Source organism: Phreatobacter oligotrophus, assembly GCF_003046185.1.
Classification (GTDB): domain Bacteria; phylum Pseudomonadota; class Alphaproteobacteria; order Rhizobiales; family Phreatobacteraceae; genus Phreatobacter; species Phreatobacter oligotrophus.
On the sequence record NZ_PZZL01000001.1, the window covers coordinates 596,109 to 610,676 of the forward strand.

The following is a 14,568-nucleotide window of genomic DNA, read 5'->3' on the forward strand; positions in this document are numbered from 1 at the left end:
CGCCGATGGTTCGGCGGGGCTGCTCATGTCGGTTAGATCAGCCGCGTCGGTGGCCGGATCAGCTGCGCGAGCTTCGTCAGGCCCTTGGCAGTCACTCTGACCTGCTCGGTCACCTTCTCGCTGCCATCGGCTCGCAGGACGGTGGTGACCTTGTGCTCGAGGAGTCCGGTGCTCGTCTTCGAATGGAAGCCGAGATCGTGCGCGGCGCCGTGGCGCCTGTAGATCCAGCCGTTCTGCCGCAGCCAGTCGAAGAGATCCTTCGGCCGCATCTGCAGCGCCTTGGCCGCGTCCGTGATGCAGAGTGAGCCATCCGCCCGTGCGATCCGCTCCAACGCCTCCTCCGAGGGCAGGAGCTCGGAGACCCGCTTTTCGAGAGCCTCGTGCTTCTCGGAGTAGGCCAGCAGGAGCGCCCGCAGCTGTGCCGGATCGTTCAGGTTCACCGGCGTCGCCTGCTCCTGGCGGATCTGATCCTCCATGGCATTGAAGGCGGCGATATAGCGCCGCTTCCATTTGAGCGCGTCGGCGCCGGTGAAGCCCATCGCGAGAAGCGTGAACCCGTCGCGGTCCATCTCGAAAGAGCGGTAAGTCTGGCCGTTCTGCGGCTCCAAATAGGGGGTCTGCCGAAAAGTCGGCGGACCCATTTCGGGGTCCGTTTTCAGCAGATTGTCGATGGCGTCGAGCACATGCCGGTGGTTTTTGCCGAAAACCTCGGCGACGTCGCGGCTAGTCGCGAACACGCGACCATCGCGAACCTTAACGACCGGCGAGGGGGAGGGGGCCGTGGCGACGTCCCTCATGACAGCACCTTCGACAGCGCGAGGACGCGAGACAACACCGTGCGGACGTCTTCGGTAATGAACTCGCCGTCGGCATCAAGGACGACGGCGGCCTGCGCAGCGAGATCGGCCAAATTCAGCGGCGGAAGAGACAGGATGTCGCGGTCAATGGCCGACAGGCGGCCGCATATGGCATCGATGACGCTCTCGTCGTCCTCGACGGGGCAGGCGTCGCGAGCAGCGGCGTAGTGTTGCCGCTGTTCGAAGCGGGAGGCAATCGCGCTAATTGCCGATGTCGTGATGCACGTTCCGGGTGTATAGGCTCTTCCAGCCTGAGACATGGCTTGCTCCGTGTCGAGGGTTAGGGCCGGCAGGGTGGTTCCAAGCACCTTGTCCGGCCCGGCGATTTGTGTGACACAATATGCGCCATGTCAATAAATGTAACACAAAAAAAACGCGGGAGGCCCGCCACGGGCCAGATGTCGCACGTGACTGTTCGCTTGCCAGACGATTTGCTGCCGGCGCTGGAACGGTTCGCCCAGACCTATGAACCACCGCTGTCGCGGTCTGACTCAATTCGCGCGGTCATCGGCTTCTATCTGGCGGAAAAGGGGTTTCTGAAATGAACGCAGAGGCCGCATATCGAATCGCAAGCACGGCGATGTCCCTCTGGTGGGTAGTCTGGATCAACTCGGTTTTTGCCGTTGGGGGGTTCGTCATTTCTTTGCGACAGCGGTTTGGCGATCTATTGGACACAGATGCCGGCACACTGTCTCTCGCTGCTATGGCTTTCGGGGCAGGGAACGTGGTGGTAGCCGTGCTGGCCATTAAGGCCCTGAACAGGGAGGCGGCGCGCCTCGATCCGGCGACTTATGGCCACCGAGACAGCGCCGCGCGGTAGCGTCACATGAGCGATCCTGATATGACCGGCTGACGAAGCGTAGGACGCGCTCCCCCGACGGAGCGCGCCTATGTCGATCGTCATCACGCCCGCGATGCTGAAGCGCATCGCCCCCACGGCATCCCCCGCGATCATCGAGCATCTGGCGCCGGCGCTCACCGCGCGGTTCCCCGAAAGACCCTTCGACGTCACGACCGAGAACCGGGCGGCGCACTTCCTTTGCCATGCTGCGCATGAGACAGACGGCTTCCGGACCCTCGTGGAGTATGGCGACACGGCCTATTTCCGGCGCTACGACGGTCGAAAGGATCTAGGCAACGAAACCCCCGGCGATGGTCCGCGCTATCGCGGGCGCGGCATCTTCCAGCTGACTGGCCGGTTCAACTACCGGATCTTCGGCAACAGGATCAGAGTCGACCTTGAGGGCAACCCCGCGCGCGCCGCCGAGCCCGACATCAGCGTGCAGACCGCGCTCCACTATTGGAACGACCGCCGCCTCAACCCGCTGGCCGACCGGGACGACATCGTCGCCACCACCAAGAAGATCAACGGCGGCCGCAATGGGCTCGCCGACCGCAAGGCCAAGCTGATCCGCGCCAAGGCTGCGCTGCAGGGCCGGCCTGCCGCCCAGGCGATCCACGAGATCCGGCAGGAATCGGCCAAGGCTACGACCGCGTCGAAGCGGGCCATCACCGGCACGGCCGCCGCCGGCGGCACCGGTCTTGGGACCGGCACGGCCGCGCCGAAGCCGGCCGCCGGCTTCGACTATGGCCTCGCCGCCGTCATCGTCATCACCGTCGCCGCCATGGGCTTCCTCGGTGTGCGCGCCTGGATGAAGAGCCGTGACGCCAAGGCATTCGCGGCCGACGCCGCGCTCGGCAGCGGGGAGTGACGCCATGAAGCGCGGGATCCTCCGGACAGGCGAGGGCGGGCGGATCTGCTTCCGCTGCCCGGGCTGTGACGAGATCCACGGCATTCAGGTCGGGGAGGGCCCTGGCCCTCGCTGGGGCTTCAACGGCGACTATGACCGGCCGACCTTCGAGCCCTCGATCCTGACCCGCTTCACCCGCCGCCTCACCGAGGATGAGATTGACCGCATCATGGCGGGCGAGCGCCTCGATATCCCGCAGACCGTCTGCCACTCGTTCATCGCCGACGGCCAGATCCAGTTCCTCGGCGACTGCACGCACGCGCTTGCCGGTCAGACGGTTCCCCTTCCCGACTTCGATGCGCCGCGAGGAGACGCGCCATGAGCAATATCCTTGACGATCTCGCCAAGAACCTCGCCAAACAGGGCGCTCCGGTCCTCGGCGGCCTGATCGCCGGCGCGATCGGCGGTCCGGCCGGTGCCGTCGCCGGCTCGCTTGCCGGCAAGGCCATCGAGACGCTCGCCGAGCAGCTGGGGACCGACCCGACACCGGAAGCAGTGAATGATGCAGTCAGCAACCCGGCAGCGACGCCGGTGGTGGCGGAGGCTGAACGCATCGCCACTGTCATGCGCTCGGTGTGGGAGATCGAGGCCAAGCGCGCCAGCGACGCCCAGGCGGCCGAGATCGCGCAGGGCTTCGTCGCCTGGCAGGCCATCCGCGTTATCATTCAGGTGATCGTTTGGGGCGGTTGGGCGCTCCTCCTGCCCGTGGGCCTGTTCGGCGGCAATTGGGGTGTGAAGCCCCTTGTCGGCTTCGGCGACATGCTCACCGCATGGGGCACGGTCACCACCGTCTGGATGATTGTCTTCCATGGCGGCCACACCATGAAGGAGGTGCTGCCCGCCCTCCGCTTCGGAAGGCCTCGGTGATGAAAAAGCCCGACTGGTTTGAGCTCAAAGTCACGCTCGGCAACCTGCTGACGATCGTTCCGATGCTCCTCGGGGCGGTCGCGCTCTACTACGACATCCGGTCCGACCAGGCGCTGCTGCGCACGGAGCAATCCCTGATCAAGCAGACGCAGGGCCGCGACGCGATCCGCCTCGACAAGCTCGAAGCCCGCGACGAGGTGTTCGCCAACAACTTCGCCGCATACCAGCGCGACACCATCCAGGCGCTGACCCGCCTCGAAACGCAGATGGGCATCCTGCTGCAGGCAGGTGCGCGGCCGAGCTCTCCTGCGCTGGGGCCGCGACAGTGACCATCACCGCCGACGAGCAGCGCAGGATCATCGTCGCGGCGGATAACCGGCGCCTGCAGGTCCCCGCGGAGCCCCGCCGGCTGATCGTGCCGCGCGAGCCGCGGCGCATCGTGATCGATGATCTCGGCCGGATTTCGCTGCAGGCGTAGCCCAACAACGCCAACACCTTGCGCGGGTGTGCAGCCGAGTTTTCTAACACCGGTGAGGCAGATCAAGGGCTTAATGGAGCCTTCCAAGCTGAATACGCGGGTTCGATTCCCGCTACCCGCTCCAACTCCTCCACAATGATCTGTCGATGCGCCCACACGAATGGCGCGCAGGTGATTGTCTCCCGTACTTCAGGGTTGCTATAGGCGCCGGGGTCTAGGGAGTTTCACTGATGTTGCCTCGTCGCTTTTTGATCGTCTGCGCGGCCCTGCTGCTCGCCGCCTGCAACGCGCCCTCGCGCACCATGTCGGTTGCCGAACTGAACACATACCGGATCGCCGATATCACCGTGACGCTGCCGCCCGGCGTGTCGGGCCGCAACACCGCCTTCGAGATGGCCTTTGCGCAGGGGCGGGGCGCCGTCATGCCGGCGCGCGCCGGCACGCCTGAAGCCACGGCCGTCGCGCCGCCGGCCGGTGGTCCCGACTATTTCACCCTCATCAACTCCCCCGAGGCGCAGGCCTTCTACCAGCGCCGGACCGTCGAGATTCTGCGCGGTGAGATGGAGAAGCAGGTCGGGCGGGCGCTGCTCGGCCAGAGGCCCGCGCGGCTTGATGTCACGGTCACCTCGCTGCACCTGCCCAACGAGGCCATGCGCATCCTGGTCAGCCAGCATCACCAGCTGGTGGCCAACATCACGCTCCGGGACGCGGTCAGCGGCCAGACGCTCGTCGTCTATCCGGAGATGCGGATCCTCATCGACGGCGGCGGCGGCCTGGTGGGGACGTTCCTCGTGCCGGCGATCGCCGGCGGCCCGGTCGAGCGCCTCGCCGCTCAAATGGCGGCGAACTATCGTAACTGGCTCTTGCAGAATTGATCGAAAACCCGTAACCGACCGCGCACCGCGGGGTCGCCCGTATTTTGGCAGCCGAAGGACCACGACCGATGGCCAAGGAAAAGTTCGAACGCACGAAGCCGCATTGCAACATCGGCACGATTGGTCACGTCGACCATGGCAAGACGTCGCTGACGGCGGCGATCACGAAGGTTCTGGCCGAGACCGGCGGCGCGACCTTCACGGCCTATGACCAGATCGACAAGGCTCCGGAAGAGAAGGCGCGCGGCATCACGATCTCGACGGCCCACGTCGAGTACGAGACGAAGAACCGCCACTACGCCCACGTCGACTGCCCCGGCCACGCCGACTACGTGAAGAACATGATCACCGGCGCTGCCCAGATGGACGGCGCGATCCTGGTCGTGTCGGCCGCTGACGGCCCGATGCCGCAGACCCGCGAGCACATCCTGCTCGCCCGCCAGGTCGGCGTTCCGGCGCTGGTCGTGTTCATGAACAAGGTCGACATGGTCGACGACGCCGAGCTTCTCGAGCTCGTCGAGCTCGAGGTTCGCGAGCTGCTGTCGAAGTACGAGTTCCCGGGCGACGACATCCCGATCACCAAGGGTTCGGCCCTGTGCGCCCTCGAGGATCGCCAGCCGGAGATCGGCCGCGACGCCATCCTGAAGCTGATGGAGTCGGTGGACAGCTACATCCCGCAGCCGGAGCGCCCGATCGACCAGCCCTTCCTGATGCCGGTCGAGGACGTGTTCTCGATCTCGGGCCGCGGCACCGTGGTGACCGGCCGTGTCGAGCGCGGCATCGTGAAGGTCGGCGAGGAAATCGAGATCGTCGGCATCCGCGACACCCAGAAGACCACGGTCACGGGCGTCGAGATGTTCCGCAAGCTGCTCGACCAGGGCCAGGCTGGCGACAACATCGGCGCGCTGCTGCGCGGCACGAAGCGTGAGGACGTCGAGCGCGGCCAGGTGCTGTGCAAGCCGGGCTCGGTGAAGCCGCACACGAAGTTCAAGGCCGAGGCCTACATCCTGACGAAGGAGGAGGGCGGTCGCCACACGCCGTTCTTCACCAACTATCGTCCGCAGTTCTACTTCCGCACCACCGACGTGACCGGCATCGTGACGCTGCCGGAGGGCACGGAGATGGTGATGCCGGGCGACAACATCGCCATGACGGTGAGCCTGATCGTGCCGATCGCCATGGAGGAGAAGCTGCGCTTCGCCATCCGCGAGGGCGGTCGTACCGTCGGCGCCGGCGTCGTCGCCTCCATCATCGAGTGAGTGATTGAACGGCGAGCCGCGGCGGTCTATATCGTCGCGGCACGGCCTGAAGGGGTATAGCTCAGCCGGTAGAGCGGCGGTCTCCAAAACCGCAGGTCGCGGGTTCGAACCCTGCTGCCCCTGCCAATTCCAGAAGGCCCGGTGCATCGCGCCGGGCCTTTGCTTTTGCCCCGGCTGCGACGCCGGCTTCCTTGACGGCCCGGCTCGTATCGGGTAGCAGACCCCACTCCCTGCCGGCCCGGTGACGGACTTCCGGCGGGACGCGCTTTCCATTTCCTGGGCCGTCGCGCCGGCTTTCGTCCGATTCGGACGGGAGCGGTGGTCGGCCCTGCCCGGATTCACGCCATGGCCAAGCCAAATCCCGTCGAGTTCATGCAGCAGGTACGCCAGGAGGCCAACAAGGTCACCTGGCCGACCCGCAAGGAGGTCGGCATCTCGTCGCTGATGGTGGTGATCTTCATGGTCGTTTCGGCGATCTTCTTCTTCATCGCCGACTCCATCATCCGTTGGGGCGTGCAGACGCTCCTGTCCTTCGGCAGCTGAGGGGAGGCCGCCGTGGCGAAGCAGTGGTACGTCGTTCACGCCTATTCGAACTTCGAGAACAAGGTGGCCGAGGCCATCCGTGAGGGCGCGGCCCAGCGCGGCCTGTCCGAGCTGTTCGAGGACATCCTCGTGCCGAAGGAGCGCGTCACCGAGGTGCGCCGCGGCCGCAAGGTGGACACCGAGCGCAAGTTCTTCCCCGGCTACGTGCTGGTGAAGATGGACATGACCGATCAGGCCTATCACCTGATCAAGAACACCCCGAAGGTCACCGGCTTCCTCGGCGCCGACAAGAAGCCGATGCCGATCCCGGAAGCCGAGGCGATGCGCATCGCCCAGCAGGTCCAGGAGGGCGTCGACCGCCCCAAGACCACGATCACCTTCGAGGTGGGCGAGAAGGTGCGCGTCAACGACGGTCCCTTCGCCTCGTTCGAGGGCTTCATCGAGGAGGTCGACGACGGCCGCGCCCGCGTCAAGGTCGCCGTCTCGATCTTCGGCCGGCCGACGCCGGTGGAACTGGAATTCGGTCAGGTCGACAAGCTCTGACCTGATCGTGCCGCCGGCCTTGGGCCGGTGGCGACCGGTGGCCTCCGGGCCGCCGGCGGAGAGGCGGGCAACCGTTTCTCCTTCACCCGTGGGAGGCGAGGGGCGGCGGTTCGCCATCCGCCCTGGACCCGACCACGAAACCCAACCGACCGCTCCCTCGCGGGGCGCGTCAGGAGGATGTCATGGCGAAGAAAGTCGTCGGATATATCAAGTTGCAGGTGCCTGCCGGCTCTGCCAATCCCGCCCCGCCGATCGGCCCCGCTCTCGGTCAGCGCGGCCTGAACATCATGGAATTCTGCAAGGCCTTCAACGCGAAGACCCAGCAGATGGAGAAGGGGATGCCGATTCCGGTCGTCATCACCGCCTACCAGGACCGCTCCTTCACCTTCGAGATGAAGCAGCCGCCGGTCACCTACTGGGTGAAGAAGGCCGCCAAGCTCGACAAGGGCTCGACGACCCCCGGCAAGGGCGGCTTCGTCGGCAAGATCACGCGCGCCCAGATCGCCGAGATCGCCAAGGTGAAGATGGTCGACATGAACTGCGACTCGGTCGAATCGGCCTCGTCGATGATCGAGGGTTCGGCCCGGTCCATGGGCATCGAGGTGGTGGGGTAAGCCATGAGCGGTAAGCGTTTTCGCAAGGCCCTCGAGGGTCTCGACATCACCAAGACCTACGCCCTCGACGAGGCTGTGAAGCTCGTCAAGGAGCGCGCCACGGCCAAGTTCGACGAGACCATCGAGATCGCGATGAATCTCGGCGTCGATCCGCGCCACGCCGACCAGATGGTCCGCGGCGTCTGCAACCTGCCGAACGGCTCGGGCCGCACGCTGCGCGTCGCCGTCTTCGCCCGCGGCGCCAAGGCCGATGAGGCCAAGGCGGCCGGTGCCGACATCGTCGGCGCCGAGGACCTGCTGGAGATCGTCCAGGGCGGCAAGATCGACTTCGATCGCTGCATCGCCACCCCGGACATGATGGGCCTCGTCGGCCGCCTCGGTAAGGTGCTCGGCCCGCGCGGCCTGATGCCGAACCCGAAGGTCGGCACGGTCACCATGGACGTGAAGGGCGCCGTCGCCGCCTCCAAGGGCGGTGCCGTGGAGTTCCGCGTCGAGAAGGCCGGCATCATCCACTCGGCCGTGGGCAAGGTCTCCTTCGACCAGGGCAAGCTGGTGGAGAACATCAAGGCCTTCGCCGACGCCGTCGTGAAGGCCAAGCCGACCGGCGCCAAGGGCACCTACGTTCAGAAGATCGCCATCTCCTCGACCATGGGTCCGGGCGTGAAGGTCGATCCCTCGAGCGTTCTGAACGCCTGATCGTGAGGACGGGGCACGCGCCGCGCGTGTGCCCCGCTCCGCCGCATCCCCGGGATGCAGCCCTGCTTCGTGAGCGGGCCACGACAAAAAAGTGGGATTGCCCACTTGGCAAGTGGAACGGCCTTTGCTAGACGACGCCGGCTGGGGTGTGGGCAACCACGCCCTCATTGCGTTTGGGCCACGGATCGCGATTCGCATCAGCGGGTCACGGTCGTCGCAGAGGTCGCAGGGCAGGGCCCGGGACCTCGATCAGGAGTCCGACACGAGTTTTGAAAGATCTTCCGCGCGGGGAGACTTGCGCGGCAAGACCGGTGGAATTGTCGCTTCGGCCCGAGGGCCGGGCGATGTGAAGCCGGAAGTCCTGTCCGAGACTGCGGGCGAGGGGAAACCCTCTTAATCCACCAGCCAGCATGAGACGGGTGAAGACATTTTCACCGGCGGCAACGCCGAGGGAAAGGTTCGAACTCAAGCACCTCGGCCGAGGGATGGCTTCATCCCACGGTGTTCCTCGAGGGGACAGGGCCGAACGTCGATCGTTCGGCAGGCCGGTTTTCCGGCGGCCGATGATCGGCAGGTGCAACCCGGGTGTTCCGCAAGGAAGGCCCGACCAGAGAGAGCAAACGTGGATCGCACGGAAAAGAAGGAGCTGGTCGGCACGCTCAACGAGGTCTTCAAGACCTCCGGCGTCGTCGTCGTCGCTCACTATTCCGGCCTCACCGTCGCGCAGATGCAGGACCTCCGTCGCAAGATGAAGGCCCAGGGCGCGTCCGTGAAGGTCACCAAGAACCGCCTCGCCAAGATCGCTCTCGAAGGCACGGACGTCGCGTCCATCGGTGGGCTCCTGAAGGGCCCCACCATCCTGGCCATCAGCCAGGATCCGGTCGCGGCTCCGAAGGTCGCGTCCGACTTCGCCAAGGCCCACGACAAGTTCGTGATCCTCGGCGGGGCGATGGGCAAGACCGCACTGAACGCGGACGGTGTGAAGGCGCTCGCCACCATGCCGTCGCTCGACGAACTGCGTGCCAAGCTCGTGGGCCTCATCCAGGCTCCCGCGACCAAGCTGGCCCAGCTGTCGACCGCGCCCGCTGCCAAGCTGGCTCGCGTGTTCGCCGCTTATGCCGACCGAGACAAGGCCGCGTGAGGCTTCTCTCACTCAAACCGGTTCGAACCGTTCAAAAGGAAGTTGGAAATGGCTGATCTTGCCAAAATCGTCGACGAGCTGTCGTCGCTCACCGTTCTCGAGGCCGCCGAGCTCGCCAAGATGCTCGAGGAGAAGTGGGGCGTTTCCGCCGCCGCCGCCGTTGCCGTTGCCGCGGCTCCGGGCGCCGGTGGTGCCGCCGCTGCTCCGGTCGAGGAGCAGACCGAGTTCACCGTGATCCTCGCCTCCGCCGGCGACAAGAAGATCGAGGTGATCAAGGAAGTCCGCGCCATCACCGGCCTGGGCCTGAAGGAAGCCAAGGACCTCGTCGAGGGTGCTCCGAAGCCGGTCAAGGAAGGCGTTGCCAAGGACGAGGCCGAGAAGCTGAAGAAGCAGCTCGAGGCCGTCGGCGCCAAGGTCGAACTGAAGTGATTGTACTCTGCGCGGGCGGCCTCAGGGTCGCCCGCGCAGGCTCCTTGCCTGCCGGTCTGACCGCGCGGGAGCCGTACCAGGGACGGCACAGCATGGCGGGATCTCGTTGGATCGCGTCGAGACGAATGTGAGGTGTCAGCGTCTGACCGGACGGTCCAGGGTCTGAAAAAGATCCGATTGTGGACCGTCCGGTCAGGCGTCTGCGGCGGGAGAGTGTCCCAAGGGACCGTCCGCCGCTGGAACCAGGGCCGCCGCCGACGCCTGGCGGCCCAAGCGAGAGGCGACATGGCTCAGACTTTCACCGGCCGCAAAAGGTTCCGCAAGTTCTTCGGCAAGATCCGGGAAGTGGCGACGATGCCGAACCTCATCGAGGTTCAGAAGTCGTCCTACGACCAGTTCCTGATGGTCGACGAGCCGAAGGGCGGACGCTCCGACGAGGGGCTGCAGGCCGTCTTCAAGTCGGTGTTCCCGATCACCGACTTCTCCGGCAGCGCCATGCTGGAGTTCGTGAAATACGAGTTCGAGCCGCCGAAGTACGACGTGGACGAGTGCCGCCAGCGCGGCATGACCTTCGCCGCCCCGCTCAAGGTGACGCTGCGCCTCATCGTGTTCGATGTGGACGCCGACACGGGCGCGAAGTCCGTCAAGGACATCAAGGAGCAGGACGTTTACATGGGCGACATCCCGCTCATGACGTCGAACGGCACCTTCATCGTCAACGGCACCGAGCGCGTCATCGTCTCGCAGATGCACCGCTCGCCGGGCGTGTTCTTCGACCACGACAAGGGCAAGACCCATTCCTCGGGCAAGCTGCTCTTCGCCGCCCGCATCATTCCCTATCGCGGCTCCTGGCTCGACATCGAGTTCGACGCCAAGGACATCGTCTACGCCCGTATCGACCGCCGCCGTAAGATCCCGGTGACGAGCCTGCTCTATGCGCTCGGCATGGATTCCGAGGACATCCTCTCGACCTTCTACAACCGCATCGCGGTGACGAAGGACAAGAAGGATGGCTGGCGCGTTCCCTACGACGCCTCGCGCATGCGCGGCTTCAAGGCCACCAATGACCTGATCGACGCCGATTCCGGCGAGGTCGTCCTCGAGGCCGGCAAGAAGCTGTCGGTCCGCGATGCCCGCAAGCTCGCCGACAAGGGCCTGAAGGCGCTGCGCCTCTCCACCGAGGAGCTCGCCGGCCGGTACCTCGCCGAGGACATGGTCAACATGAAGACCGGTGAGATCTACGCCGAGGCCGGCGAGGAAATCACCGAGAAGATGCTGAAGCTGCTCGTGGGCGAGGGCTACGAGGAGATTCCGATCCTCGACATCGACCACGTCACCATCGGCGCCTACATCCGCAACACCCTGTCGGCCGACAAGAACATGACGCGTGAGGACGCGCTGTTCGACATCTACCGCGTGATGCGTCCGGGCGAGCCGCCGACCGTCGAGACGGCCGAGGCGATGTTCCACTCGCTGTTCTTCGATTCCGAGCGCTACGACCTCTCGGCCGTCGGCCGCGTGAAGATGAACATGCGCCTCGACCTCACCGCCGAGGACACCGTGCGCATCCTGCGCAAGGACGACATCCTCGCCGTGGTGAAGACCCTCGTCGAGCTGCGTGACGGCAAGGGCGAGATCGACGACATCGACCATCTCGGCAACCGCCGCGTCCGCTCGGTCGGCGAGCTGATGGAGAACCAGTACCGCGTCGGCCTGCTCCGCATGGAGCGCGCCATCAAGGAGCGCATGTCCTCTGTCGAGATCGACACGGTCATGCCGCAGGACCTGATCAACGCCAAGCCGGCGGCTGCCGCCGTGCGCGAGTTCTTCGGCTCCTCGCAGCTCTCGCAGTTCATGGACCAGACCAACCCGCTCTCCGAGATCACCCACAAGCGCCGCCTCTCGGCGCTTGGCCCGGGCGGTCTGTCGCGCGAGCGCGCCGGCTTCGAGGTCCGCGACGTCCATCCGACGCATTACGGCCGTATCTGCCCGATCGAAACGCCGGAAGGCCCGAACATCGGTCTCATCAACTCGCTGGCGACCTTCGCCCGCGTCAACAAGTACGGCTTCATCGAGACGCCCTACCGCAAGGTGCGCGACGGCCGGGTCACCGACGAGGTGATCTATCTGTCCGCCATGGAGGAGGGGAAGTACTCGGTCGCCCAGGCGAACGCGCCGATCGACAAGACCGGCAAGTTCATGGAAGACCTCGTGATCTGCCGCCAGGCGGGTGAAACCCTGCTCCTCCCGGTCGATCGCGTCGACTTCATGGACGTGTCGCCGAAGCAGCTCGTCTCGGTCGCCGCGGCGCTCATCCCGTTCCTCGAGAACGACGACGCCAACCGCGCGCTCATGGGCTCGAACATGCAGCGCCAGGCCGTGCCGCTGGTGAAGGCCGATGCGCCCTTCGTCGGCACCGGCATGGAGCCGATCGTCGCCCGTGACTCGGGCGCCGCCATCGCCGCCCGCCGCACCGGCGTCGTCGACCAGGTGGACGCCACCCGTATCGTTATCCGCGCGACGGAAGATCTCGATCCGACCAAGTCGGGCGTCGACATCTACCGCCTGATGAAGTTCCAGCGGTCCAACCAGTCGACCTGCATCAACCAGCGTCCGCTGGTGCGTGTCGGCGACATGGTCAAGAAGGGCGAGATCATCGCCGACGGCCCGTCGACGGACCTGGGCGATCTCGCCCTCGGCCGCAACGTGCTCGTCGCCTTCATGCCGTGGAACGGCTACAACTTCGAGGACTCCATCCTACTCTCCGAGCGGATCGTGAAGGAGGACGTGTTCACCTCCATCCATATCGAGGAGTTCGAGGTCTCAGCCCGCGACACCAAGCTGGGTCCGGAGGAGATCACGCGCGACATTCCGAACGTGTCGGAAGAGGCGCTGAAGAACCTCGACGAGGCCGGCATCGTCTATATCGGCGCGGAAGTGCAGGCGGGTGACATCCTCGTCGGCAAGATCACGCCGAAGGGCGAGAGCCCGATGACCCCGGAAGAGAAGCTGCTGCGCGCCATCTTCGGCGAGAAGGCTTCCGACGTGCGCGACACCTCGCTGCGCGTGCCCCCGGGCGTCACCGGCACCATCGTCGAGGTCCGCGTGTTCAACCGTCACGGCGTCGACAAGGACGAGCGCGCCATGGCGATCGAGCGCGAGGAGATCGAGCGTCTCGCCAAGGACCGCGACGACGAGCAGGCGATCCTCGACCGCAACGTCTACGGCCGCCTCGCCGAGATGCTGGAGGGCAAGACCGCCATCTCCGGCCCCAAGGCGTTCAAGAAGGACACGGTGCTCACCCGCGATACCCTCGCCGAGTATCCGCGTGGCCAGTGGTGGGCCTTCGGCATCGGCGACGATGCCCTGATGGCCGAGATCGAGGCCATGCGGAAGCAGTACGACGAGTCCAAGCGCCGCCTCGAGCAGCGCTTCCTGGACAAGGTCGAGAAGCTGCAGCGTGGCGACGAGCTGCCGCCGGGCGTGATGAAGATGGTCAAGGTCTTCATCGCCGTGAAGCGCAAGATCCAGCCGGGCGACAAGATGGCCGGCCGTCACGGCAACAAGGGCGTCGTGTCCCGCATCGTGCCGATCGAGGACATGCCGTTCCTCGCCGACGGCACCCATGCGGACATCGTGCTCAACCCGCTGGGCGTGCCGAGCCGCATGAACGTCGGTCAGATCCTCGAGACCCATTTGGGTTGGGCTGCCGCCGGCCTCGGCCGGATGGTGGGCGAGGCCTACGACGCCTACATGAAGTCGAAGGACGTGAAGCCGCTGAAGCAGGCCTTCTCGAAGGTCTTCGGGGACGATCCGCAGGTCGCCTCCCTCGACGAGGCCAACCTCGCCGAACTCGCGCGCAACACGCGTCGTGGCATCCACTTCGCCACGCCCGTCTTCGACGGCGCCAAGGAAGCCGACATCGAGCAGATGCTGGACATGGCGGGCCTGAACCATTCCGGTCAGGTAACGCTCTATGACGGCAAGACCGGCGAGCCCTTCGATCGGAACGTCACGGTCGGCTACATCTACATGCTGAAGCTGCACCACCTCGTGGACGACAAGATCCACGCCCGCTCCATCGGCCCGTACTCGCTCGTCACCCAGCAGCCGCTGGGCGGCAAGGCGCAGTTCGGTGGCCAGCGCTTCGGCGAAATGGAGGTCTGGGCGCTTGAGGCCTATGGTGCCGCCTACACGCTGCAGGAGATGCTGACGGTGAAGTCGGACGACGTGGCCGGCCGTACCAAGGTCTACGAGGCGATCGTCCGCGGCGACGACACCTTCGAGGCCGGCATTCCCGAGAGCTTCAACGTGCTCGTCAAGGAAATGCGCTCGCTCGGCCTCAACGTGGAGCTCGCCTCCTCGAAGCCGGTTCGCGCCGACGACGACGTGGGTCAGCCGGCCGCCGAGTAAGGCCGCGCCGCGCGGGGGCGCTGTTCGCCCCCGCCACCCACCTGACGCTTTCATTGGCCGGGATCACGTTCCGGCCCCGAATTTCCCCCCGGGACACCGGGC

At 65.8% G+C, this 14,568-nt stretch carries 17 protein-coding genes and 2 tRNA genes; 17 read left to right on the plus strand and 2 right to left on the minus strand.

Going from position 1 to position 14,568, the window contains the following annotated elements; genetic code table 11:
- Positions 1–32: 32 nt before the first annotated feature.
- Both C8P69_RS02955 and C8P69_RS02960 read right to left on the minus strand, forming a co-directional pair.
- Positions 33–797: a Rha family transcriptional regulator gene (locus C8P69_RS02955; RefSeq protein WP_108174358.1), complete on the minus strand. Its 765-nt coding sequence runs from the start codon at positions 795–797 to the stop codon at positions 33–35.
- On the minus strand, positions 794–1,117 hold the full coding sequence (locus C8P69_RS02960; protein WP_108174359.1) for a hypothetical protein: 324 nt from the start codon (positions 1,115–1,117) through the stop codon (positions 794–796). The genes C8P69_RS02955 and C8P69_RS02960 overlap by 4 nt, the downstream gene beginning before the upstream one ends.
- A gap of 147 nt (positions 1,118–1,264) precedes the next feature.
- Between C8P69_RS02960 and C8P69_RS23730 the strand changes: the two genes are divergently transcribed.
- From C8P69_RS23730 to rpoB, 17 genes are all read left to right on the plus strand, one after another.
- Entirely contained in the window at positions 1,265–1,402 is a 138-nt protein-coding gene (locus C8P69_RS23730) for a hypothetical protein (protein WP_170118100.1), read from the plus strand.
- A 345-nt stretch (positions 1,403–1,747) separates the two neighbouring features.
- Positions 1,748–2,569 carry a glycoside hydrolase family 19 protein gene (locus C8P69_RS02970; protein WP_108174361.1) on the plus strand — a complete coding sequence of 274 codons (822 nt, stop codon included), beginning with the start codon at positions 1,748–1,750 and terminating at the stop codon, positions 2,567–2,569.
- 4 nt (positions 2,570–2,573) lie between these two features.
- Complete coding sequence (locus C8P69_RS02975; protein WP_108174362.1) at positions 2,574–2,930, plus strand: ubiquitination-like system serine protease family protein; 357 nt, start codon at positions 2,574–2,576, stop codon at positions 2,928–2,930.
- Positions 2,927–3,475 (plus strand): hypothetical protein, encoded by a 549-nt coding sequence (locus C8P69_RS02980; RefSeq protein ID WP_108174363.1) that lies wholly within the window; start codon positions 2,927–2,929, stop codon positions 3,473–3,475. Before C8P69_RS02975 ends, C8P69_RS02980 begins: the two co-directional genes overlap by 4 nt.
- Positions 3,475–3,804, plus strand: a complete 330-nt coding sequence (locus tag C8P69_RS02985; protein ID WP_108174364.1) for a hypothetical protein — start codon at positions 3,475–3,477, stop codon at positions 3,802–3,804. The genes C8P69_RS02980 and C8P69_RS02985 overlap by 1 nt, the downstream gene beginning before the upstream one ends.
- The gene (locus C8P69_RS23735; protein ID WP_170118101.1) at positions 3,801–3,953 is read left to right on the plus strand and encodes a hypothetical protein; all 153 of its coding nucleotides are present in this window, start codon (positions 3,801–3,803) and stop codon (positions 3,951–3,953) included. Before C8P69_RS02985 ends, C8P69_RS23735 begins: the two co-directional genes overlap by 4 nt.
- Positions 3,954–3,975: 22 nt before the next feature.
- Positions 3,976–4,077 (plus strand) — tRNA-Gly (locus tag C8P69_RS23740).
- 106 nt (positions 4,078–4,183) lie between these two features.
- On the plus strand, positions 4,184–4,828 hold the full coding sequence (locus C8P69_RS02990) for a hypothetical protein (protein WP_146167277.1): 645 nt from the start codon (positions 4,184–4,186) through the stop codon (positions 4,826–4,828).
- Between the two features lie 68 nt (positions 4,829–4,896).
- A complete protein-coding gene (gene tuf / locus C8P69_RS02995; protein ID WP_108174366.1) occupies positions 4,897–6,087 on the plus strand; it encodes an elongation factor Tu in 1,191 nt (396 codons plus the stop codon).
- Between the two features lie 50 nt (positions 6,088–6,137).
- Positions 6,138–6,213, plus strand: a tRNA-Trp gene (locus tag C8P69_RS03000).
- A gap of 219 nt (positions 6,214–6,432) precedes the next feature.
- Complete coding sequence (gene secE / locus C8P69_RS03005) at positions 6,433–6,630, plus strand: preprotein translocase subunit SecE (RefSeq protein ID WP_108174367.1); 198 nt, start codon at positions 6,433–6,435, stop codon at positions 6,628–6,630.
- A 12-nt stretch (positions 6,631–6,642) separates the two neighbouring features.
- Complete coding sequence (gene nusG / locus C8P69_RS03010) at positions 6,643–7,173, plus strand: transcription termination/antitermination protein NusG (RefSeq protein WP_108174368.1); 531 nt, start codon at positions 6,643–6,645, stop codon at positions 7,171–7,173.
- Positions 7,174–7,355: 182 nt separating this feature from the next.
- Entirely contained in the window at positions 7,356–7,787 is a 432-nt protein-coding gene (gene rplK / locus C8P69_RS03015) for a 50S ribosomal protein L11 (RefSeq protein WP_108174369.1), read from the plus strand.
- Between the two features lie 3 nt (positions 7,788–7,790).
- The gene (gene rplA, locus C8P69_RS03020) at positions 7,791–8,483 is read left to right on the plus strand and encodes a 50S ribosomal protein L1 (protein WP_108174370.1); all 693 of its coding nucleotides are present in this window, start codon (positions 7,791–7,793) and stop codon (positions 8,481–8,483) included.
- 622 nt (positions 8,484–9,105) lie between these two features.
- The gene (gene rplJ / locus C8P69_RS03025; protein ID WP_108174371.1) at positions 9,106–9,624 is read left to right on the plus strand and encodes a 50S ribosomal protein L10; all 519 of its coding nucleotides are present in this window, start codon (positions 9,106–9,108) and stop codon (positions 9,622–9,624) included.
- Positions 9,625–9,672: 48 nt separating this feature from the next.
- Entirely contained in the window at positions 9,673–10,053 is a 381-nt protein-coding gene (rplL, locus tag C8P69_RS03030; protein ID WP_108174372.1) for a 50S ribosomal protein L7/L12, read from the plus strand.
- 285 nt (positions 10,054–10,338) lie between these two features.
- Positions 10,339–14,466 (plus strand): DNA-directed RNA polymerase subunit beta, encoded by a 4,128-nt coding sequence (gene rpoB / locus C8P69_RS03035; RefSeq protein ID WP_108174373.1) that lies wholly within the window; start codon positions 10,339–10,341, stop codon positions 14,464–14,466.
- The last annotated feature ends 102 nt before the right edge of the window (positions 14,467–14,568 follow it).

Excerpts from the sequence above, each read along its gene's own strand:
- C8P69_RS02955 (WP_108174358.1), bottom strand. The coding sequence starts at position 797 with ATGAGGGACGTCGCCACGGCCCCCTCCCCCTCGCCGGTCGTTAAGGTT.
- C8P69_RS02960 (WP_108174359.1), bottom strand. The coding sequence starts at position 1,117 with ATGTCTCAGGCTGGAAGAGCCTATACACCCGGAACGTGCATCACGACA.
- C8P69_RS02970 (WP_108174361.1), top strand. The coding sequence starts at position 1,748 with ATGTCGATCGTCATCACGCCCGCGATGCTGAAGCGCATCGCCCCCACG.
- C8P69_RS02975 (WP_108174362.1), top strand. The coding sequence starts at position 2,574 with ATGAAGCGCGGGATCCTCCGGACAGGCGAGGGCGGGCGGATCTGCTTC.
- C8P69_RS02980 (WP_108174363.1), top strand. The coding sequence starts at position 2,927 with ATGAGCAATATCCTTGACGATCTCGCCAAGAACCTCGCCAAACAGGGC.
- C8P69_RS02985 (WP_108174364.1), top strand. The coding sequence starts at position 3,475 with ATGAAAAAGCCCGACTGGTTTGAGCTCAAAGTCACGCTCGGCAACCTG.
- C8P69_RS02990 (WP_146167277.1), top strand. The coding sequence starts at position 4,184 with ATGTTGCCTCGTCGCTTTTTGATCGTCTGCGCGGCCCTGCTGCTCGCC.
- tuf (WP_108174366.1), top strand. The coding sequence starts at position 4,897 with ATGGCCAAGGAAAAGTTCGAACGCACGAAGCCGCATTGCAACATCGGC.
- secE (WP_108174367.1), top strand. The coding sequence starts at position 6,433 with ATGGCCAAGCCAAATCCCGTCGAGTTCATGCAGCAGGTACGCCAGGAG.
- rplK (WP_108174369.1), top strand. The coding sequence starts at position 7,356 with ATGGCGAAGAAAGTCGTCGGATATATCAAGTTGCAGGTGCCTGCCGGC.
- rplA (WP_108174370.1), top strand. The coding sequence starts at position 7,791 with ATGAGCGGTAAGCGTTTTCGCAAGGCCCTCGAGGGTCTCGACATCACC.
- rplL (WP_108174372.1), top strand. The coding sequence starts at position 9,673 with ATGGCTGATCTTGCCAAAATCGTCGACGAGCTGTCGTCGCTCACCGTT.
- rpoB (WP_108174373.1), top strand. The coding sequence starts at position 10,339 with ATGGCTCAGACTTTCACCGGCCGCAAAAGGTTCCGCAAGTTCTTCGGC.